Origin of the sequence: Mesorhizobium sp. M7A.F.Ca.CA.002.15.2.1, assembly GCF_003998715.1 — a bacterium.
Classification (GTDB): domain Bacteria; phylum Pseudomonadota; class Alphaproteobacteria; order Rhizobiales; family Rhizobiaceae; genus Mesorhizobium; species Mesorhizobium ciceri.
Genome location: NZ_RZPI01000001.1, coordinates 25698 through 47041 on the forward strand (window position 1 = coordinate 25698; position 21344 = coordinate 47041).

The following is a 21344-nucleotide window of genomic DNA, read 5'->3' on the forward strand; positions in this document are numbered from 1 at the left end:
GTGCCTTAAACATGTCAGTCAGGTCGCTTGGAGAGTAGCGGTCCGATCCGCCCCCGACATCGGACAAAATGCGCGCTACAATCCCGGGGAACAATCCTGCGGTCGGACTAGTCTGTACGCTTTTCGGTCTAATCTCGACGGACTAGTCAGAAGGTTATAGTCTGGCACATGCGTTTGCATTCGCTCAGTTTGCATCCGAACAGCTCAGGCAAGTTGCTGACCCGCCTTGCCTCGATGTCGCTCCTGATAGCGACACTTGCAGTCGAGACAGCGCTGCCGACCTCTGTGGCATACGACATCGGCTTTTTTGAGTTTGTTCCCGCCATTATTGCCATCTCATATTTCGAAGATCGCATGATCGCTCTTGCGGCAACATTTGTGATGGTTGCCGTCGGCTTGTTGACGCGGGATGTCCTGCACCATCCAATCGATGTCGGCCTTTGGGTTCAAGCCATTCTGCTGCTGGTTGCAGGGGGGATGATCGCCCTGACTTTCCACCGGCAGAGGCAGGACTACCGCACCCTTTTGCAGGTTGCGGAGGCTAGACTCGCGGCCTTGGAAGCAACCGAAAACAGGTATCGCTGGGCATTCGAACGTGCCGCCATTGGCTTTGCCAACATGAATGAGAACGGAGAGTTGCAACGGTCCAACAAGCGTCTTGGTGAGATGACAGGGTATGTCGAGGAGGAGCTTTCAAGTCTGCCGCTCAGCGCACTCGTCCACCCCGACGACAACCACACCTTGGCGGAAGCGTTGACTCGCCTGAAAGACACGACTTCGTTTGGCTCGGAGATCCGTCTCCTGAGAAGAGACGGCACGATTTTGTGGACAAGATTGGCCCTGTCTTTGGCCGTGCCAGCCGATGCTCTCCCTCAAAGCATTTTTGTAGTGGTGGACGACATATCGGGAGAGCGAACCGCCCGCGAGGCACTCCGGGCTCAGAAGGAATGGTTGGACCTGGCGCTATCGTCAAGCCGGTTGGGAACATGGCGCATAGATTTCGAGAGCGGGTCCGTGAAGGGCTCAGCCGCGTTCTGGGAAATGATGGGGCTGGCACCCGCGCCGAGCCGTCCATTGCAGGAATTGACTGCGGTCGTTCACCCGGCCGACTTGCCTAATCTGATGGCCCCGGGAGAGCTTGCATCAGGCGCCGACTATGACGCTGAGATCCGCATCAGGCGAACTGGCGGACATATCCGCTGGATTGCTCTTCGGGGACGGGACGAATTGCGCGACGGTCGTGCACAGCGAATAGGAGTCGCCGCGGATCTCACCGATCGGCGCATAACCATTCTGCTGCGGGCTGCGGCGAAGAAGCGAGAGCGGGCTATGCTTGAACAGCGCCATAGGCTCAACAATCTGTTTCCGGTGATCACGGCGCTTGTGAATATGGTTGGTGCCCCCGACAATGATATCGCCAGCTATAAGCAGACACTGATCGAAAAGATCGGCGCACTCCAGGCGACGCATCTGCTTCTTTCACGCGATGGCAGCCTGTCGGCTTCCCTGCGTGACCTCATCGTTCAGGAATTGCAGCCCTATATGGGGACGCATGACATTTCGATCAGTGGACCCGAAATAAAAATGGCTGAGGGTTCGGCTGAGAGCTTCGCAATGATCGTTCACGAGCTTACGACCAATTCCGTGAAGCATGGGGCTCTCGGCACTCCGGCAGGACGGATCGAGGTCGTGTGGCAATTCGTGGCCCAGGAGCCCGGCGCCGACATAGTGTTTGAATGGTCGGAATCGGGAGAGCGCCGGGTCTCCACCTCGGCTCGGCGTGGTTTTGGGTCGTTGATTATCGGAGCCGGCGGTGAGCCTATCGTGGGCCACTCTTCCAAGCTTGAGATGCTGGATCACGGACTGAAATATTCGGTCCGGCTGCCGCCAAAAGCAATCGGCGCTAGTTGATGTCCCTGGCGGCCCATGTCTTCAGCAAAACCGCGGCTTCCGTTCGATTTCGTGCCCCAAGTTCGCGCAGGACGGCAGCCGCATGAATCTTCGTCGTCGCTTCTGCAATTTCAAGAGAGCGGGCAATCTCTTTGTTCGAGTAACCTTCAGCCATCAACCTGAGGACTTCCTTCTGTCTGGACGTAAGCCTGCCCAGATTGTTGACGCTGATGGTCCTGTGGGGCATTTGCGTGGGAGCCTCGGATGGAAGGCGCACCGACGCCTTGGACCTTTGTGAAAGAAGTGCCGGAACGTAAATGCGGCCAGCCAGGATTTCGTTCACCGCCAGGACCACCTCCTCGTCCGTTTGGGACTTTACGATATAGCCATGAAGTCCAATCGAGAGGGCAGTTAGAATCTCGGCGCGTGAATCGGTCCCTGAGACAATTGCAAACCGTGTGTCGGGATGAGCCGGTAAGACGTCGCGAAGGTCGTCCTGACCGGACAGTCCCGGCATGTTCAGGTCGATGATGGCGAGATCAACAGGCGCCTGATCTTCAAGCAAGCTTATGACGGTATCAAAACACGCCGCTTCGAATATTTCCAAGTCTGGAATGCCGGCCATCAAAGCCAGTCGCAGCCCACGACGATACAAGCCGTGATCATCGGCGATGATAATACGATACATGAACCACCCACCTTTTGGCAGCCCGCATGTGTCCCTAGCTGCCGAAACCTCCCTTTGGATGGACTGTACGGTGACCCAACACAGATCAGCCGCCCGCTGATCCCCCGTATGTCGACGCTCGCCGCCGCCCATCGGCACATTTCAACCTTCTAATATAGCTTACAATCGCACACATTTCAGGGCCAGATGTTGAAGTGTTTTTTTCGTACGAACGGTAGCGATGCCCTTCCGAGCAGGTCGTTGCCGGCGCCGGACATGTGAACAGTTCCCAGCTCTGATCGCCCTGCCGCCCCCATGCCCTGCCAACTGGAATATTGAATCAAAAGGCCGGGAAAGTGCCATTCAAATGCACGACGACGCCTTCTTAAGCGCCACTTACCATCGCTGCACTCCGGAGAGGCAAAACCAACACTGGCGTACCTTCCGGCCGGGTGGGTTGGACCCATCACACCGCGACAGTCGTATCAATAGGAGGACGAGATGAAAGCGGTCATTCAGTGCGGTGGAATGGGAACACGCCTTCGGCCTTTCACTTCCATATTGCCCAAGCCTCTCATGCCGATCGGTGCTCGACCGGTTCTTGAATTGCTTTTGAAGTGGCTGCGGCGGAACGGCATTCAGGAAGTCTACGTCACGACCGGCTATCTGGGGCACTTGATCCGCACCGTATGCGGGGACGGATCCCAGTGGAATCTAAGGATACGCTACACCCAGGAACTGGAACCTCTCGGCACCATTGGCCCGCTCTCCCTGATCAGGGAGGAACTGGACGAGCCGTTCATTGTTCTCAATGGGGACGTACTTACCGATCTCAGTCTCAGCCGGTTTGTGGCATCACACCGCACACACACGGATCCAGTCACCATAGCCACCGCATCCCGCGTCATCAAGATGGACTTCGGCGTCATCGACGAGGTCGACAATACCGTTCAAGTATTTCGTGAAAAACCGACGCTATCCCATCTGGTAAGCATGGGAATATATTGCATGAATCCAGACGTTTTTCGTTTTATACCTGACGGCATCGCCTTCGGATTCGACGATCTCATGCTGCAGATGATGCAAAACGGCACGAATGTGCACGTCTACAAACATGACGGGCTTTGGCTGGATATCGGACGCGTTGAAGATTTTCAAAACGCACAAACCATTGCCTGGGAAGAGCAGTCCGCATCGATCGAGGTCTCGGCAGCGGCCGCTTGAGGGCTGAACGCTCGACCACGCCAACATGAGGAGGTCGTAATGCTCTTGGTCAGCGCTCCTATTCTTGGCTTTCCGGAAAAGGCGGCCTTGGCCAAAGTTGTCGACAGTGGGTGGCTGACGATGGGGGACCAGGTACGAGCCTTTGAAGAGGCCTTCGCGGCCGTGCATGATGCGGTCGATTGCGTTGCCGTCAGCTCTTGCACCGCCGCCCTGCATCTCATTCTCCATGCACTTGGGATCGGTCCCGGAGACGAAGTTCTGGTTCCCTCGCTGACCTTCGTGGCGACCGCGAATGCAGTGCTCTACGTAGGAGCAACACCGGTATTCGTCGACATAGAGTCGGCCGAAGTGCCACTGATGTCCCTAAGCGACGCGGAAGCCAAGTGCACCGGACGCACCAAGGCCGTCATTCTCGTCCACTTTGCCGGCTACCTCGCCGACCGGGAAGAATGGCAGAGATTTGCCCGTGTGCGAGGACTGCATATCGTCGAGGATGCCGCGCATGCTCCCGGCCTTAAGGAGGTGGGGACTTATGGTGCGGCCGCGGCCTTTAGCTTCTACGGCAACAAGAACATGACCACCGCGGAAGGTGGGGCCGTAATCGCCCGGGATGCACAGCTCCGTGAAGCGATCCGCCAGGCTCGCGGACATGGGATGACCAGCGGCACACATCAGCGGCTGAACAGCCGCACGCCGCAATACGATGTGACGATGCTCGGTTTCAATTATCGCATGGATGAATTGCGCGCCGCTATTGGCTTGGTCCAGCTTCAGAACCTGCAGGAATGGAATGAAATCCGGCGCATATTGGTCGTCCTCTATCGACGTCTGATCGCAGACTATTGCTCGGCTGTGACAGTTCCGTTCTGCAAACCGCGGACCTCGGCCTATCACATCATGCCTGTCCTCCTGCCACATGACGTCGACCGGCAAACGGTGATCGACCATCTGCGAACGAAGGGAATACAGACCACAATCCACTATACGCCCGTGCACCAGATGACGCTCTATCGCCAAATGTTCACTGAAATCCATCTGCCGAAGACCGAGGATTTCGCGCAGCGGGAGTTGACGATTCCACTACACCCGCAAATTACGGCAAGTGCGATCGAGTCGGTGGTTGTTGCGTTGGCCACCGCGATTGAAAGCAGCGGGCGCGCGGGAGCCGCGGCATGAACGCACTCGACGTGACGATGCATCGGCCCGCCGTAGCTGGCACCAGCCATGGAATTGCCAGGCGCGCGATGGATATCATCCTCGCCGCAGCAGCGGGAATGGCACTCGCTCCGCTGATGCTACTGATTGCTGTTGCACTCTTTGTCGAGGGTGGTTGGCCCGTGCTTTTCGCACAGACGCGCCTGGGTGCCGGCGCAAAACCATTTCGCATGTACAAGTTCCGCAAATTCAAGACAACAGCTGATCCTTTCGGCCTTGCGCTGACCATGAACGATGACAGCCGCATGACGCGGATAGGCCGTTTTCTCGCGGCAACGAAACTTGATGAGTTGCCGCAACTGTGGAACGTTTTTACGGGAGACATGGCAATTGTCGGCCCGCGGCCGGAAAGCCTTGCCTTCGCCGATTGTTTCCGCGGCGGCAATGAAGCCGTCCTGCAGTGGAAGCCCGGCCTGCTCGGCCCGACCCAGGTTCTCTTCCGTCACGAAGCCTGTTTTTACCCGCCATCCCTTGATCCGCTCCTGTTTTATCGAGAGGTCCTGTTCCCGGCCAAGGCAACGATCGACCTCGCCTATTATCCGCGGCGCACGATTGCATCGGACCTCGTCTGGATAATGCGAGGCTTCAGGGCGGTTTTCGGCGTGTCCCTGCCTCCCGCGGCAAGTGGATAGAGTTGGAAAGTGAGGAGAGTTTGGCATGAATGGATCGTTGTTCGTTCGCCAGTTTGTCAGCTCACACGATCAAAGGAGTGCGCAGTCGTGAGCTATCACGGCAGGAAGGTCCTGGTCACGGGTGCGGATGGATTTATCGGATCCCACCTCACGGAAGCGCTGGTGCACGAAGGCGCCGATGTCACGGCACTGGCCCTCTACAACTCGTTCGACAGCCATGGCTGGCTGGACGATTTACCCGACCACGTTCGAAGCCAGCTGCAATGCATTCGTGGGGATGTTCGTGACAGCGCGTTCATCAACCGGATCGTGCGCGGCCAGGCGGCGGTGTTTCATCTGGCTGCGCTGATTGCGATTCCCTACTCCTACGCGGCTGCCCAATCCTATGTGGAAACCAATGTGCTGGGCACCGTGAATGTCCTCGAAGCGGCACGCCACTGGGAAACCGAACGCATTGTGCATACGTCCACGAGCGAGGTTTATGGCACCGCTCTGACCATGCCGATCGACGAATCCCACCCACTGCAGGGACAGTCCCCCTACTCTGCATCCAAGATCGGCGCAGACATGATGGCGGCGTCCTATGCCAGGTCCTTCGATGTGCCGGTGGTCATCCTGCGACCGTTCAATACATACGGGCCGCGCCAGAGCGAGCGGGCCATCGTGCCGACCATCATAAGGCAGGCTCTGGACGAGAACTGTCCGGCGATCATGGTCGGCGACACCAGCCCTATCCGCGACCTTACCTTTGTGGAGGACACTGCTGCGGCATTTGTGGCGGCAGGGGCGGCCGAGCTTGAATTTGGCCATGCCTACAATGCAGGCAGCCAGCGCGCCGTCAGTGTCTCGGACGTTTTGGAGTTGGTGCTCGAGTTGAGTGGCACCAGGAAACCAGTTCGTCGAGATGAAAGCCGGATGCGGCCGCAAAACTCCGAGGTTCGCGCGTTGCTCGCCGATTCCTCGAACCTTGAAAGTAAAGTCGGATGGCGGGCACATACGAGCTTGCGTGATGGTCTGGAAAAGACCATCGAGTGGTGGCGCTCGCGCCTCAGCGAAGGCCGCGTCCGACGCGAAATGAGCTACATGACATGACCTTTCCGCGGCTCATACCAGCTTTGCTGTTGATGGCCGCTCTGCTGGCGCTGCACACAGCCGGAAACCGGCCGAGCGGTGCGGCAGGCACGGAGCCGGCAATGGATCTGCCCGCTTATCTGAAACCTGCAACTGATCCGGCGACAGGGATCCGCTTTACTCGGATCACTCAGCCCGGAGCGCTTGGCAGCGGAATTGTCTGCGGCAAAATATATTGCAGTCATCGCTACTCGAGCGCGCAAGCCTGGAATGCGGATCAGAGCCTCCTCGTCCTCATGAACGGCTGCAACGGCATGTGTTTCCTCGACGGGAAAACCTACCTCCCTTTGTTTCATCGCAACAAGTCGGGTGAGTGCGAATGGCGCCCTCGAAACGCGGAGATGATGATCTGTGTCGATGGTCAAAAGATATCGACCTGGGCGCCCCGCACCAATCGTGAGGACATAGTGTATGCCGCAACGAAATATCGGGATCTCGAATTCGGCCCGTCCAAGGGAAATCCTAGTCGTGACGGCAACCGCATTGCCGTACGCGCGACCCGCAATGATGGAGCTGCTGTCGTCTTCGCATACGACATCGACCGGCGTCTGAAATACCCGGACATCGATCTCGCCCAGGTTGCCGGAACGACCAGCTCCTGCACCATTTCTCCGCTCGGAGAGAACATCCTGTGTTTCCAAAATCTGGTCGACGGCACCGAACAGCGAGCCATTTTCGCAGTCGACGGGACCCTGCGCCAAACGTGGAAGGATCATCATCGGCCCGGCCATGGCGATTTGACTCTCGATGCGGATGGCAGCGAAATTTACGTCGGAACCAGCAAATCCGCTCCGGACAAATATCAGGTGATCAAGCGTCGGTTGTCCGATGGAAAGGTCACGTCGCTCACGAAGTACGGTGAGGCCGAGCATACGTCGCTGCGTGCTTTGGACAGGCCCGAATGGGCGTTTATAAGTTACGGGGGCAATCCCGATGAGGTTCGGAGCCACCCGGACTGGGCGCCATACACGCGCGAAGTGATCGCGCTGCGTGTCGACGGTCGTCAGGAGGTGCGACGCATCGTGCAGACGCGAAACGCTCCGTTCGACTATTGGAGCGAGACACATGCCTCACCCTCCCCTGATGGGTCGCAAGTGATCTGGTCGAGCAATTGGGGGGTGCCTGGTGGGCCGGTCTACGAATTCGTCGCCCATCTCGATTGGCCGCAGCAGCCGGGCCTGAATTAAAGGGAGATTGCCATCGATGGCCTTCGTTAGCCGAATTTTCTTTGCAGCCCTTGCCGGTTGCCTGGCCCTGGATATCGCAGCCGCGGCTGAAGCGCCGGTGGCCTATAAGCTGTCGCCCGGCGATACGGTGGAGATAGGAATAGCCTCCATAGCGGAGCGAACGCAACGCGCGATCGTGCAAATGGATGGCTCGATCGCGCTGCCCGAGTTCGGGATGATCCCGGTTGGCGGGCTGACGCCGGCAGAATTGCAGACGCGCATGGAGGCGGTGCTGCCAACCAAGATAGTCCATCAGCGCCTACCTGATGGACGGGAGCAAATGATCGTCATCAAGCCGAGCGACGTCACGGCCGTGATCGCGGAGTACCGTCCGATCTATGTGACTGGCGATGTGCTGACACCAGGGCAGCAGACTTACCGGCCACTCATGACTGTCCGACAGGCAATTGCCGTCGCCGGCGGTTTTAGTCTCCTGCGGTCTCGGGCAAGCCAAAGCGGACCTGATCCCGTTGATCTGCGACGCGACTACGAGTCGATCTGGGGGGACTACATCAGGGACTACTTTCATGGCGCGCGCATCCGCGCCGAACTTCAGAACCAGGCAGAATTTGACATGCAACCGCCGCAAGGCTCGCCCCTGTCGAATGCATTGATATCGGCGGTCGCGCAGGCGGAAGCGGAGGGCCTCAAGATTTCGCTGAACAATTTTCAGCAGGAGCAAAGCTATCTCGACAAGACCGCCAAGGATGCCGAGGCTCAGGTCGAGGTTCTGCTCAAGCGCGAGCAGGCGGAAGCAGACGAGGTGAAACAGGATGAGGACGATCTTGCGCGGGTCACCAAATCGTTCGAATCGGGCAACCTGACCAACAGCAGGCTCGCCGACGTCAGGCGTGCCGTGCTGATGTCGTCGAGCCGGGCGCTCGAGACCTCAGTCGAACTGATGAGAACGCGGCGCCAGCAGGAAGACTCCGTCAGGCAGCAGGAACGCAATGAAAATCAAAGAAGGATCGGCCTTCTGAACGAATTGAGGGACACCGACCTTCGCCTCGCCGAGACCACTGCAAGGCTCCACGCAGCCAGCCAGAAGCTTCAGCCATCAGGGGCGTCCGCGCTTCCACTGCCCGTCGCCGGCGAAACCTTTCAGGCGCGGATCACAATAACCGGCGGGGCCGGCGACGCGTCAAGAGGTCGACCGGTCGACCAGGACACCGAGGTTGCGCCTGGAGACACCATCGAGGTGAGGTTCAGCAGCGAACTGCAGAGCGCGGCGATCCAGTAGTTGCGCGGACGTGAACCGAGCCGGGAACGACGTTGCTGATGGCTCGCCCATGGCATGAAGACCGGGCGCCTGAGAAATCAACATTGGGAAATCAAGAAAGCGGGTTTGCCGTGATTGGTGAAATAGATGTCGCCAGCGCCTACAGCACCGGCCGCACCGACTTCATGGGGCTGAAGTTGGTTGTCGCGCCCGGCGTGCTCGTCCCTCGCCCGGAGACGGAACTGCTCGGCAGCACCGCCCTCAATGTGCTTCGTGAACTTAACAGGCCGGTACCGCGTGTCGTGGACATGTGCTGCGGGGCGGGCAATCTCGCCTGCGCCATTGGATACAAGGTCCCCACCGCGCGCGTCTGGGCGAGCGATCTTACTGACAGCTGCGTCGAAACCACCTGCCGGAACGTTGCCCATCTTGGCCTGGCCGGACGTATTTCGGTGCTACAGGGCGACCTCTTCAATTCCTTCTCGGGTCTGGAGCTCGAAGGTACGATCGATCTGGTCGTCTGCAACCCGCCTTACATCTCGGAGAAGCGGCTCGAAAACGACCGCGCGCATCTGATGGAACTTGAACCCCGTGAGGCGTTCGCTGCCGGGCCTTACGGCCTGAGCATTCATATGCGGGTGATCAAGGAGGCGCAGCATTATCTGCGGCAAGGTGGCATGCTGCTTTTCGAGGTCGGGCTTGGCCAGGACCGGCAGGTCATGAGTTTGGTTGAGCGTTCCAAAGCCTATGAGAGCATTCGCACGGTTGCGAACAAAGCCGGTGAAGCCAGGGTGGTTTGTGCACGGGCCAAAGCGCCAGCGTGAGCCGCGCCATGGGTTTGCGCGCCCGGTTGGGACGACGCCCTCAAGCCGTAGCCCGGCGATCAGTTTTCCTTGCTGACCACGTAACGTGCAATTCCCTGGATGGAATCGAAATTCTCCGGCAGAAGTTCACTGTCCTCGACAGTGATGCCGAATGTCTCCTCGACGAATCCGATAACTTCAAGCACTCCAGTCGAGTCTATGATGCCCTGATCGAGCAACGACGTTTCAACTTCCAGCGCACGCGGGTCGGCTACGTAGAAGTTTGACGCCAGAAAGGCGCGGATTTGATCGCTGTAGGTGTCAATTCTGTTGTTCGTGCTCAGCATTGAATTGGCCTCCGATCCAAATAATTTCCGTAAATTGCTTTATGACAGCGCCATTTTCTTGAGCTTGCCCGTGTCCGTCATCGGCAGACTGGACACAATTTGGATGGACTTCGGAATCATGAAGTTTTCCAATCGCTTCTGACATTCCATCCGCAGCTGCTTTTCGCCCATGATCGTTCCTTGCTCCATGACGACAAACGCTTTCACTGCTTGCCCCAGCAGGTCATCAGGTACTCCGACAACCGCGGCTTCCCGTACTCCCGGGATTTCCATCAGCACGTTTTCGACTTCCCTAGGCGCCACCTTTTCTCCCCGCGATTTTATGATCTCATCGCTGCGGCCGACAAAATAGAGGTAGCCTTCCTCGTCCATTCGGCAGTAGTCGCCGGTGTACAGAACCTGCTCGCCGGGCAAAGGACCTGGCTTGAGCTTCTTCGCGGTAGCCTCCGGCTTACCCCAGTAGCCCTTCATGACCGTTGCCCCGCGGATGACCAACTGGCCGACGACATTGGGACCAACCCTTCGGTCATCCTCATCGACAATCCACATTTCGGTGTTCGGGATGGCGATCCCCACGCTCAACGGTTTTCGGGCAAGATCGTCCGGCGGAAGATAGGTGCAGCGTTTGCATTCGGTCAGGCCGTACATCGAATAGATGCGGGCGGCGGCAAACAGTTCCTGGAGCAGGCGAATGTGCTTAAGCGGCAGGGCTGCCGCCGTATTCGTGACATACCTTATGCTTGCAAAATCATTTGCCTTCAGCGTCCTGAGATCCGACAGCGCGGCAAAGATGGTCGGCACGCCGGGAAAGCCTGTAACTCTCTCCCTTTCGATGATCGCAAGTATCTGTGCGGGGAAGGCAAACGAGCGCTCGAGGACCAACCGCGCCCCGGTACGGAATGCCATTATCATCTGATAGAGGCCGTAGTCGAAGGCCAGGGGCAAGACATTGAGGATCACGTCGTCTTCGCCAAGCTCAAGGTACGAGGCGATAGACGTGCAGGCTGTCATCATGTTCCTGTGTGTCAGCATCACGCCTTTGGGTTCGCCGGTCGAGCCCGACGTGTAGATGATGGCTGCGAGATCGATATCGATGCGGCGGCGGGGCGGCGCTTTGCCGTGGCCGGCAGCCGCCTCATCCCAGCGCACGGCATGCGGCAATCCCCGGAGCTCGGCGTCGTCCACCTGACCGGAGACGATGAGCCGCCGCAGCGACGGACAGTTACGCGCCGGCTCAGCAAAGACCGGCTGCAAATGTTTGTCGGTGATCAATGCTGCCGGAAGGCAATCGTTGAGCAAATACCCCAGCTTGTCGCTCTTGGTGAGCGGATTGACGACGCACACAACGGCGCTCGCCTTGAGAACCGCCCAGAAGCTGACCACGGTCTCGACGGTGTTGTCGGCGAAGATCATAACGCGGTCACCGGGGGCGACCCCGGACGTGACGAGATGACGGGCGACCGCGCTGGAGCGTGTCTCAAGCTCGTCATAGGTGAGCCGGTGCTCGCCGCACACCAGCGCTATCTTGTCGCCGAGCCGTTCGGCCGAATGGCTGAGGTAATCGTCCAGCAGAGGTACGGCGCCATGCATCATACCAGCACCTCTTCCCTGTGCAGGTGATCGACGTCTATCCTGAGGTCGACCGCATGCGCGCTCGATGGGCGGCTAGCGACAAACTGCTGATGGAGGAGCTGCGTCGACAGCACGCCGACCAACGCCATGTTGTCCGAGTTGGACAGATCCCCATCGCCGGTCTTGGCAGCGCATTTGTCCAGCAGGCGCGCGACCGAGTTCGGATCAAAGACATTCGCCGCGCGCAGGGCAGTCTCGGAGAGTGCTTCGCGGACATAGGCGGGTGCGCCATCGCCCGTGAAGCAAAGTGCGTTGGGCGCCCGGTAGGGTTGCTTCTTGCGGGCCACGACTTCCGCGGGCACGATCGATTTCGCCACACGCTTCAGCACGTGTTTCTCATCCAGAATGCGCAGCTTGTAGTCGGGCGGGAGCGAATTCGCCAACGCCACGAGCCTGTCGTCCAGGAACGGGAAGCGCCCCTCGACAGAATGGGCCATCAGCATCCTGTCACCCTGCGAGGAGAGCAGGTAGCCCGACATCAGCGTCCTGATCTCAAGATACTGGTCCTGCGCGAGAGGACCCCATCGTGGAAACTCTTCGGGCAGGTGGCCAAGCAGGTCCGCCACCACGTCGTGACGCGCCGCTTCGGCATGCATGTCGGCCGAGAACAGCCGTTTGATGGCGCTGGTGGTGCGCCAGCGGGTGTCATGCGCGAAGCCGGGCGCGCCAAATGCATGGATACCGTGTCCGAAGAACTGGCGCGCCATCGCCTGCTGCTTGACGGGCGACCGGCTCAGATAGGGGTAGAGCCGTTCCAGCAGTCGCGCGCGTCGGGCGGATGCGGGCTGCCGCCCCCAGAAACGGCGGACCTTGCCTTCACGGAACAGGTCGTAGCCGGCAAACATCTCGTCGGCGCCCTCGCCGGTCAGGACGACCTTGATGCCATGTTCGCGCACCAGCCTCGAGAGAAGGAACAACGGCGCCGGCGCGGTCCTGAGAATCGGACACTCGGCGTGACGGATCACATCTGGGAAAACCTCGGCAATATCACCGCGCGAAACCATCACCTCGTGGTGCTCGCCGCCGCTCGCACTTGCAACCAGCCGCTGGTAACGGGTTTCATCATATTCGGCGTCAGCAAAACGCAACGAGAAGGTCTGGAATGGCGCGCCGGCGAAGCGCCTACCGAGCATGGCGACAAGTGAGCTGTCGAGCCCGCCGGAAAGGTAGCAGCCAACCGGCACATCCGCCTTGACCATTCTAAGCGCCGTCGCGGCCTGCAAGGCGCTACGCACTTCGTCCACCGCATCGTCCAGTGAGCCGGTGAAGGTGCCATGGGCCTGGTCCGCGATCTCGGGATAGCAAGGTTTCCAGAAAGCGTGCTCACGAACGCTGCCATTGTCGTAGATGCGTACATGGCCGGGGGTAAGTTCCTTCACTCCCTGAAATACGCCTTGCGGCGGTACGACCGTCCACAGCGTGAAAGTCTGGTCTATCCCCGCCGGATCGAAGGCCCGCGGTATCGCCGGGTCGGCTGCGAAAATGGCCTTCACTTCGCTGGCGAAGTGAAGGCGGCCAGCATGTTCGCACAAATGCAGCGGGCAGATGCCGAACCGGTCGCGCGACAGGACGAGGCGGCCTGTCAGCGAATCCCAGATGGCGAGTGCCCACTGCCCGTTTAGCCTCTCGAACGCGGCCACGCCCCAGGCGCGGTAGGCGTGCACGATGACCTCGGTATCGCTGCGGGTGCGGAAACGATGCCCCAGCGCCGTGAGTTGTTCACGCAGCTCGATGTAGTTGAAGATCTCGCCGTTGAACACGATCCAGGTGGTATCGCCGGTGTCGGCGAGGGGCTGCTGTCCGGTCGAGAGATCGATGACCGACAGACGGGTATGCGCCAGCCCCGCCCGCCTGTCGCGGTAAACGCCGCTCTCGTCCGGGCCTCGATGGGAGAGCGCGGCTGCCATTCGTAGAAGCGCGGCTCGTGAAGGAGGCTCCGCAGCCGCGTTCAGCGCCACAATTCCGGCGATACCGCACATGGGTCAATCCCTGTCCATCGCAGCGGACAGCTGCGGCCGTGCGTGAAGGTAGCGGGCGGCGCGGCGTTTGCTGACGATATCCTTATAGACCTTCTCGACCTGCTCGGCCGTCAGGCCGGCGGCGGCGGCAACCACGCCGGCCGAAATTCCGTGATTCATGCCGTAGAGGCACAAATCCATCAGCTGATAGGGCAAGGCGAAGTAGAACTCCTCCTGGGTTTGCGCCATGGAAAACGTGTCCGTGGTCGGCGGCCTCATTCGGACCTCCTCGTCAATCCCGAGATATTCCGCCAGCTGATAAACCTGGGTCTTGTAGAGATGGACGATCGGCATCACGTCGGCGACGCCGTCGCCCTGCTTGACGAAGAAGCCTTGGTCATATTCGAGCCGGTTTGGCGTGCCTGCCACTGCATAGTTGAGGCGGTCCGCATGATAGTATTCAGTCATCTTGCGAACCCGCTGCTTGTAGTTGGTTGCAGCGACGATCTGCAGGTAAGCCGCCGGCGAAAGACGCACGGTGTCGATCTTTCCGTCCGGATCCTCGACGGTGAGGCGCGTGATATTAAGGCCGCTGCTCTCCAGCACCGATGCCATGACCAGCTTGCATTTCCAGCCTTCGCCATATCCAGGGACGGCAGTTCGGATGGCCTCCATCTGTCGGGCGTAGGCACCGATGCCCTCGAGCGCCGGCTGGATATCTTCAAGGATTGTGTCGATGCCAAGCTGCCCGGCGACGCTGCGGCCAAGCCTCAGCGAGTCGCCGGATGAATCGCGCTCCGGCATGAACAGGCCCAGTACCTTGTCCCTGCCGAACGCGCGTGCGCAGACCGTTGCGACGACCGAACTGTCGATGCCTCCGGAGAGCCCGACAACCACTCCGCGGCGCCGTTGTGTGCCGAGAACCTGTTCGCGCAAGGTCTCGACGATGCGATCGATCTCCAGCCGGGCATCGAGCGCCAGCACACCGCTGCTGAATTCCCCGATCAGGTCGATGACACTGCCTCCCGTTTCTGTGACTCGATTGAAGAGTAGGTCTCAGTCACAGCGTTTTCGATGAGCGGGCGATTGATGGTCAGATGAGGCTCCACGACCATGTCGATGTGAGTGCCGGCGATCGGAATGACGTCCAGATGGACGAATGCCCGATCCCACCCAAGTGCAAGCGGCATTCCGGGCCGCGCGCAACGGAACAAGGTGCCGGTGATCGGCAGTATCGGCCTGGGTTCTGTGAGCCACTGGAAGAAGGCGCGCGCGCGCAGAACTTCCTGCAGTTCCAGTTTGGTTCTGAAGCTCGTCGGGTTGAACTGACCCTCGGCATAGCGATCGAGGAAGCTGGCAAGCCGGGATTCGCAGTGCATTTTGACCGCGACCTTGGCAAGCGCGCGGCATGCCACTCGACTAGCCGATATACGATTGGTTCGGATCCGGTGAAATGTCCGGGTAATCGTCTCCCAACGCTTGCTGCGTTCGCCAACCAGGCTGGTATCCAGAATGCCCGTGAACGCTACCGCTCGCCCTTGATCAAGCAGACGCGCGGCAACCTCAAAAGCAACCGCTCCTCCGAGCGAGTGACCAAGCAGGCGAACACAGCCGGTCGGCTGTACGCGGTTGATATGATCGATTGCAGCTTCGACCATTGCGGCGACGGTGTTCTGACCTTGCAGGATCATGCCCAGGGCCGGATATCTGATGGGAGACACCCTGGCGACCTTGCTTATTGCCGATGCGAACGAAGCAAGGCTCGGACCATAGCCGACCGACCCGGGGAAAAGGAAAAGCAGCGGAGGCTCGTGTTTCCAAGCGGGCGCGTGCTCGCCGCCTCCTTGAGCAGAAATGACCGCTGCAACCATCTCATCGAAGCTCATTCCAACCGTGAAGGCTTCCAATCCGAGCTCCTGCCCGATCGCGCTTTCGATTTCCATGACGCAGTGCAGCAGCTTCAGCGAATCTCCCCCCGCTTCATCCCAACAGCCCAGGGCGACCCGCGTCTTGAGGACCTTGGTCCAGGCACGCCGTACGATCTGATGAGCAGGAACTTCATGTCCCGCATGGGGTATTTGCGGTGGGGGCGTGGTTTCCCGAACCGAAAGGTCAATTGCAGCCAGCGTTGTCATATCGATCTTTCCGCTGGGCAGTCGCGGTATCTCGGCGCTTGCATGGAGTCGCAACGGGCAAAGCGCCGGCGGCAATTTTGTCCTGGCAAGTTGGCGCAGCTCGTCGCAAAAACTGGCTCCCGCTCCGCTGTGCGGTACGGCGAATGCAACCAGTTCATTCGCCGGGGTGACGATAACCACGGCATCCTTCACCGACGGCGCGCCACGCAGCACCCGTTCGAGTTCGGCCGGCTCAACGCGCCGCCCATTGACCTTTATCTGGCGCCCTTTGCGGCCTATGATCCGCAGCAGGCCGTCACTCCCGATTTGCACAAGATCGCCCGTCGCAAAGATGCGAAGCGTCTGGTCGTCGGGGTCTACTTCAAACGGAACAACGGCCCCGTTTTCCCAATGTCCAAGCGCGACATACGGGCTTCTGATCAACAGTTCTCCGATCTTGCCGGGCTGAACCGGGTAACCCTCTTCATCGACCACTGCGAAGCTGATTCCCGGAAGCAGCCAGCCGACGGGAGCCGAAGAATCGAATTCCGGCCAATCGTGCGGCAAGAACCACTGCGATCCCGTCGTTTCCGTCGATGAATAGCCGATCTGCACCAGGCAATTTGGCGGGACAGCCTTGCGCACGAGGCGGATGTCGGCCGAAGATACCTTCTCGCCTCCAATTCGGGCAACTCTGAGCGAACCAAAGGCGTCCGCGGGTTCATCCGCCAAGAGAGCGCGAAGCAATGCCGGCACCAGATAGGTGATCGTCACGCCTTCGGATTGCATGCGGCCGCGAACCGCGCGCAGGCCGACGGCTTCAACCTCCACAAGCTGCAACGTGGCACCCGTGAGCAGAGCGGCAAGAATTTCCCGACAGCCGGCGATGGTTGCCGGGCCGGTCAGAGGCAGGAATACATCCTGTGCATTGATGTGGCACGCATCGACATATTGCTGCACTCGGCACAGCAAGTTCCGCTGGCTGTTGACAATCCCCTTGGGGCGGCCCGTGCTGCCGGAGGTATAAAGCACGATTGCCGGTGCATCGACAGAAACCACACGGTGTGCGGCTGGATGGGGCGTTGCCTGCAATGATTGCGCCATATCGATCCAGGCAACGTGCTGGGGCAGATCAAGGCCGTGGAGGCCTTTGTCGCCAATTATGGCGGAGAGCCTCGCGTCGGCGACGATTTCGTTGATGCGCGAGTCCGGATCTCGCACGTTAAGCGGCACTGACGGCCGACCGGATGCCATGCTGGCCAGCATCGCAACGGTGTACCAGACCGAGTTGGCCTGAAGTATTCCAACCGCATTTCCGTCGGGAACGACGGCTTCAATCCAGCCGGCCAATGCCTCGACCGCCCGAAAAAGCTCGGAATAGGTCAGTCGATTGGTGCCGTCGCTGGCGGCTAATTTTTCGGAATAACGCCCGGCGATCTCCCTCAGGTGATCAAAGACAGGAACGTCGGCGAAGCCAGTTCCCATCCGTTGATGCAGACGTAGAACAGGCCCGCCATGGTCAAGAGCATGATCGGGAGCTTTTAGCCATCGGCAAGGGACCACCGCTTGGTAGTCAGCCTGCACCGTTTGAATCGCCCTCGAAGATTCTAAATGCGCCAGAGACATAAGGGCCCCACGCTAGGATTGTTGCCGCTTATCGCTCCGCGGCATGATCTTTTCATCAATCATTCGGATGATGCGTGAGACGGTCTTAATCGCTTGAATTATTCGAAGATGAAGAGGCCAGCCTGCGCCCGCCCGGGCTGCGGGACTACCTTACCTTACAGAGGTGTCGGGCTGCGCGCTGCTATCCGCTTTGCCAGTACTTGAAACGAAGCAGTATGCGAACACTTCCCCTCCAAGCTCATCCGTTACACGAACCCAATTGTTTTCCCAAGTCCGCAGGGTAACCTGGCGTCCCGTTGACATAGTCGCCGCCGTGAACGGGCTGGACGCATTGACGTTACTCGCCGCGACCACGTCATCCCCCTCCATTTGTTCCACCAGGTATGTTTGCATCACTGCTCCTGACTGTGGGGCAAGGCCGGTTCAATCGCGTGTAGCTGGACAACTCCAACCGCAGGGAACGGATTTCGTTCCATGCTACAGGCAACCCTACCGCCGGAAGTCAGCCTTCAGATCGCCTGCCCTCCTGGCAGGACCGTGGCCTAGCCGCTGAACGACTGGTCAGGACTGAGCTATGCTTTGGGGGAGATGGACCTCGCCCTGCGAATCCGCATACTTCTGGAAAAGTGCAATCTTGTCGGGATACGTAATCCGGATTTCGCTGTGACAGCCCTCGCAGCGATATTTGGACGCAACCTGGAACCAGCGCCCGGGTTTCAGCAAAGCCAATCCGCAGCGAGGACATTTGAACGTCATTTCAAGAGGGCATAGATTCTGACACAGCGGCATTTCGCAAAGTCCATAAGGGATACCTAATGTTAGGCAACGACAGCCGGCCGAAATCGTTCCTGGACGCCGTTCTTTTCGTCAGGCCGATGACCAGCCCCGGACGCCGGGAGATTATTGGATTATCCGCGATGCCAGATTTACTGACGCGGGCCTGAACTCAAGCGCACCCCGATTTCCGGTGGCGTAGCGCCGTTGCAGGCGTTGACTGATGTCAGCAGCTTGCAATCCGAATGAGCAAGCCCGGAGCGAGGTGGCCTCGGGGGGACGACGGGGCCGCACGGTCGACGACACGGCCTATCCGGATGCTGAAACAACGCCGCGCGCCGACCCTGTCGAACAGCACCAGTGGAACAGGCAGGACGAAAAGCGGCGCAACAGGCGGCAATACTTAAGTGTCTCGCCTATATCGTAGCTCGGAAGCCGCGATCCCGACCGAGTTGATGGATATGGAAGCGCTGTTGAAGGGAACCGACGCATCCCTTGGCGAATGCGTCGGTTCCAGAAGTTTATGCGTGGCGGATTTCCGTTCCCAGCACCTTCAGACATTCGCGGATGAACGCAGCAAGCGCCGTCCAACCTTTGGCCGAAACCATTGTCCCGTCCACATAGGCCTCGGTCGGCGACAGGTCGATATAGGTGCCACCCGCCAGTGTCACCTCCGGCTCGCAGGCGCCGAGTGCCGCGACCTTCTTGCCGCGCACCACGCCGTCGACAGCGATCAGGATCTGCACGCCGTGGCAGATGGTGAAGATTGGCTTCTTGGCCTCGTGGAAATGGCGCACGATCGCCTGCACGCGCTTGTCGGTGCGGATGTATTCCGGGCCGCGGCCGCCCGCGCAGTAGACGGCATGATACTGATCGAGCTGCCTCTCGGCTTCCGAGAAAGTCTTGTTGATCAGCGCATAATGGCCGAGCTTTTCGGTGTAGGTCTGGTCGCCCTCGAAGTCGTGCAGCGAGGTCTTGATCAGATCTCCGGCGTTCTTGTCCGGGCATACCACGTGGATGGTGTGACCGACGGCTTCCATCGCTTGCTGATAGACAAAGATTTCGTATTCTTCGGTGAACTCACCGGTCAGCATCAGTATCTTTTTGCCTGGCATGGTTCTTCCTCTCAGTGTTTTGAGCTAGGCAAGGCGCAGACTGCGCCTGCCTTTCTGTGAAATCGGATAGGGTCAGAATGGCGAATCCGGAAAGTAATATTCCTTGGCGTTGGCCTGGGTGATCAACGGCGCGTCGAGCTTGACGGTGCCACGGACGGGTGCCTGGCCGATCAGGTTGGCGACTGTCATGTAGATCGCGGTCTTGATCATCGACGGCGGGTATGGCGTCTCGACCGGCGTCATGGCGTCGCCGTCGATCACTTTCTTGACGATGTCCTTCATGCCGTTGCCACCGAGCGCAAGCTTGATGTCGGTCCGCCCCGACTGCTTGACCGCCTCGAGCACGCCAAGCAGCATGTCGTCGTCATTGGCCCACACCGCATCGATATGCGGGTACTTGGCCAGATAGTCCTGCATCAGCTTGAAGGCTTCGTCGCTGTTCCAATGCGCGTACTGGATGTCGAGGACTTTCAGATCAGTGCCTTTGATCGTGTCCTGGAAGCCCTTGATGCGCTCGTCGTCGATGACGGTCGGAATGCCGCGCAACACAACGACGTCGCCCTTGCCGCCAAGCTTGTCGATCATGAACTTGGCGGTGTTGGTGCCAACCGCGATATTGTCGCCGGCGAGGTAGAGATCCTGGACGGAGGCGTCAGTCAGACCCCGATCGACGACGGTGATGAACGTGCCCATGTCCTTGATAGCGTTGACCGGCTGGGTCAGCTCTTCCGAGCTGTAAGGCAGGATCACCAGAGCATCCAGCTTGCGGCTGGCCGACAGGTCCTCAAGCGCGCTGACCTGCTCCGCCGCGGACGGCGACGTCTTCACGACCACTTCGACGTTCGGGAACGCGGCGTTGATTTCCTTGGCCGCCGCTTGTGCGTGGTAGACGATGCCCGCTGTCCAACCGTGGTCAGCGGCCGGTATCGACACCGCGATGACCTTCTTGTCTTGCGCCATGGCCTGGCCGGCCAGCAGCAGCGCGCCAAGTGTCGCTGCCGCAATCCATTTTCTACTGAACATTGTCTTCTCCCTTGGACCTACAAGAACGTTAATCCGCGTGGTCCGGACGCGGCGCTATTTCGAATTCGAAAACCGCTGGATGAGCATGGCGATGATGATGATGACGCCTTGAACAGCGGCAACGAGGTATTCGGAGACGAAGTCCGAGAGCACCATGAGATTGGCGATGAGTTCCAGGATGACGGCGCCGGCGACTGTCCCCCACACATGGCCCTTGCCGCCGCGCAATGCGGTGCCGCCAATCACCACGGCGGTGATGACCTGCAGTTCCCAAAGCTGTCCGGTTGTCGGCGTTGCGGCGCCCAGGCGCGGCACGTAGCAGATCGCGGCAATCGCCACACAGACACCCTGGACGATATAGGCCACGGTCCGTGTCCTGATCACCGAGATGCCGGAATAACGGGCGACATCCTCATTGGCGCCGACCGCCGCACATTTGCGCCCATATTTCATCTTGTAAAGGATGAAGGATGCGACCGCGGCGACTGCGACGGATATGAGGATTGGAACCGGGATCCCGCCGACCGTGCCGAAATAGACAGGCCGGTAGGCCTCGCGCAACGACCTGTCGATCGGTATCGTGCCGCCATCGGTCAGATAGGTTATCAGCGCCCGGAAAATCCCCATCGTGCCCAGCGTGGCGATAAACGGTTCGATCCTGCCGACCGTGACGATGAGCCCGTTGGCAAGCCCGCACAGGAGGCCGACCAGGATCGCAACCGCCATACCGGCGGGAATAGCCCCCGTC

At 59.4% G+C, this 21344-nt stretch carries 17 protein-coding genes; 8 read left to right on the forward strand and 9 right to left on the reverse strand.

The features are described 5' to 3' along the window. Nucleotides 1–168 precede the first annotated feature (168 nt). Nucleotides 169–1911, forward strand: a complete 1743-nt coding sequence (locus ENZ74_RS00105) for a PAS domain-containing protein (protein ID WP_063167491.1) — start codon at nt 169–171, stop codon at nt 1909–1911. On the opposite strand, the gene ENZ74_RS00110 is transcribed toward ENZ74_RS00105, so the two are convergent. After that, nucleotides 1904–2578 carry a response regulator transcription factor gene (locus ENZ74_RS00110; RefSeq protein ID WP_063170174.1) on the reverse strand — a complete coding sequence of 225 codons (675 nt, stop codon included), beginning with the start codon at nt 2576–2578 and terminating at the stop codon, nt 1904–1906. The two genes, ENZ74_RS00105 and ENZ74_RS00110, sit on opposite strands and share 8 nt — an antisense overlap. Before the next feature lie 480 nt (nt 2579–3058). Between ENZ74_RS00110 and ENZ74_RS00115 the strand changes: the two genes are divergently transcribed. The 7 genes from ENZ74_RS00115 (at nt 3059) to ENZ74_RS00145 (ending at nt 10028) form a co-directional block, all read left to right on the forward strand. Beyond that, a complete protein-coding gene (locus tag ENZ74_RS00115; RefSeq protein ID WP_013533115.1) occupies nt 3059–3781 on the forward strand; it encodes a sugar phosphate nucleotidyltransferase in 723 nt (240 codons plus the stop codon). 39 nt (nt 3782–3820) lie between these two features. Continuing rightward, on the forward strand, nt 3821–4957 hold the full coding sequence (locus ENZ74_RS00120) for a DegT/DnrJ/EryC1/StrS aminotransferase family protein (RefSeq protein ID WP_013533116.1): 1137 nt from the start codon (nt 3821–3823) through the stop codon (nt 4955–4957). After that, entirely contained in the window at nt 4954–5628 is a 675-nt protein-coding gene (locus tag ENZ74_RS00125; RefSeq protein WP_013533117.1) for a sugar transferase, read from the forward strand. The genes ENZ74_RS00120 and ENZ74_RS00125 overlap by 4 nt, the downstream gene beginning before the upstream one ends. Nucleotides 5629–5715: 87 nt before the next feature. Beyond that, nucleotides 5716–6720 (forward strand): SDR family NAD(P)-dependent oxidoreductase, encoded by a 1005-nt coding sequence (locus ENZ74_RS00130; RefSeq protein ID WP_063167490.1) that lies wholly within the window; start codon nt 5716–5718, stop codon nt 6718–6720. Then, complete coding sequence (locus ENZ74_RS00135; protein WP_027163967.1) at nt 6717–7946, forward strand: hypothetical protein; 1230 nt, start codon at nt 6717–6719, stop codon at nt 7944–7946. Before ENZ74_RS00130 ends, ENZ74_RS00135 begins: the two co-directional genes overlap by 4 nt. A gap of 16 nt (nt 7947–7962) precedes the next feature. Further along, nucleotides 7963–9225 (forward strand): polysaccharide biosynthesis/export family protein, encoded by a 1263-nt coding sequence (locus ENZ74_RS00140; RefSeq protein ID WP_127312633.1) that lies wholly within the window; start codon nt 7963–7965, stop codon nt 9223–9225. A 110-nt stretch (nt 9226–9335) separates the two neighbouring features. After that, complete coding sequence (locus tag ENZ74_RS00145) at nt 9336–10028, forward strand: class I SAM-dependent methyltransferase (protein WP_164745784.1); 693 nt, start codon at nt 9336–9338, stop codon at nt 10026–10028. A 59-nt stretch (nt 10029–10087) separates the two neighbouring features. On the opposite strand, the gene ENZ74_RS00150 is transcribed toward ENZ74_RS00145, so the two are convergent. The 8 genes from ENZ74_RS00150 to ENZ74_RS00195 all read right to left on the reverse strand — a co-directional run. Beyond that, on the reverse strand, nt 10088–10354 hold the full coding sequence (locus tag ENZ74_RS00150; protein WP_013533122.1) for an acyl carrier protein: 267 nt from the start codon (nt 10352–10354) through the stop codon (nt 10088–10090). A 39-nt stretch (nt 10355–10393) separates the two neighbouring features. Next, the gene (locus tag ENZ74_RS00155) at nt 10394–11947 is read right to left on the reverse strand and encodes a class I adenylate-forming enzyme family protein (protein WP_063167488.1); all 1554 of its coding nucleotides are present in this window, start codon (nt 11945–11947) and stop codon (nt 10394–10396) included. Continuing rightward, complete coding sequence (gene asnB / locus ENZ74_RS00160) at nt 11944–13965, reverse strand: asparagine synthase (glutamine-hydrolyzing) (RefSeq protein ID WP_063167487.1); 2022 nt, start codon at nt 13963–13965, stop codon at nt 11944–11946. Before asnB ends, ENZ74_RS00155 begins: the two co-directional genes overlap by 4 nt. Before the next feature lie 3 nt (nt 13966–13968). Next, nucleotides 13969–14949, reverse strand: a complete 981-nt coding sequence (gene nadE, locus ENZ74_RS00165; RefSeq protein WP_272482884.1) for an NAD(+) synthase — start codon at nt 14947–14949, stop codon at nt 13969–13971. Then, a complete protein-coding gene (locus ENZ74_RS00170) occupies nt 14949–17543 on the reverse strand; it encodes an AMP-binding protein (protein ID WP_082826410.1) in 2595 nt (864 codons plus the stop codon). Before ENZ74_RS00170 ends, nadE begins: the two co-directional genes overlap by 1 nt. Nucleotides 17544–18979: 1436 nt before the next feature. Next, the gene (locus ENZ74_RS00185) at nt 18980–19573 is read right to left on the reverse strand and encodes a DJ-1/PfpI family protein (RefSeq protein WP_013533129.1); all 594 of its coding nucleotides are present in this window, start codon (nt 19571–19573) and stop codon (nt 18980–18982) included. 72 nt (nt 19574–19645) lie between these two features. Then, complete coding sequence (locus tag ENZ74_RS00190; protein ID WP_063167484.1) at nt 19646–20596, reverse strand: substrate-binding domain-containing protein; 951 nt, start codon at nt 20594–20596, stop codon at nt 19646–19648. A 54-nt stretch (nt 20597–20650) separates the two neighbouring features. Beyond that, on the reverse strand, nt 20651–21344 hold a 694-nt coding region (locus tag ENZ74_RS00195), incomplete at its 5' end, for an ABC transporter permease (protein ID WP_164760933.1).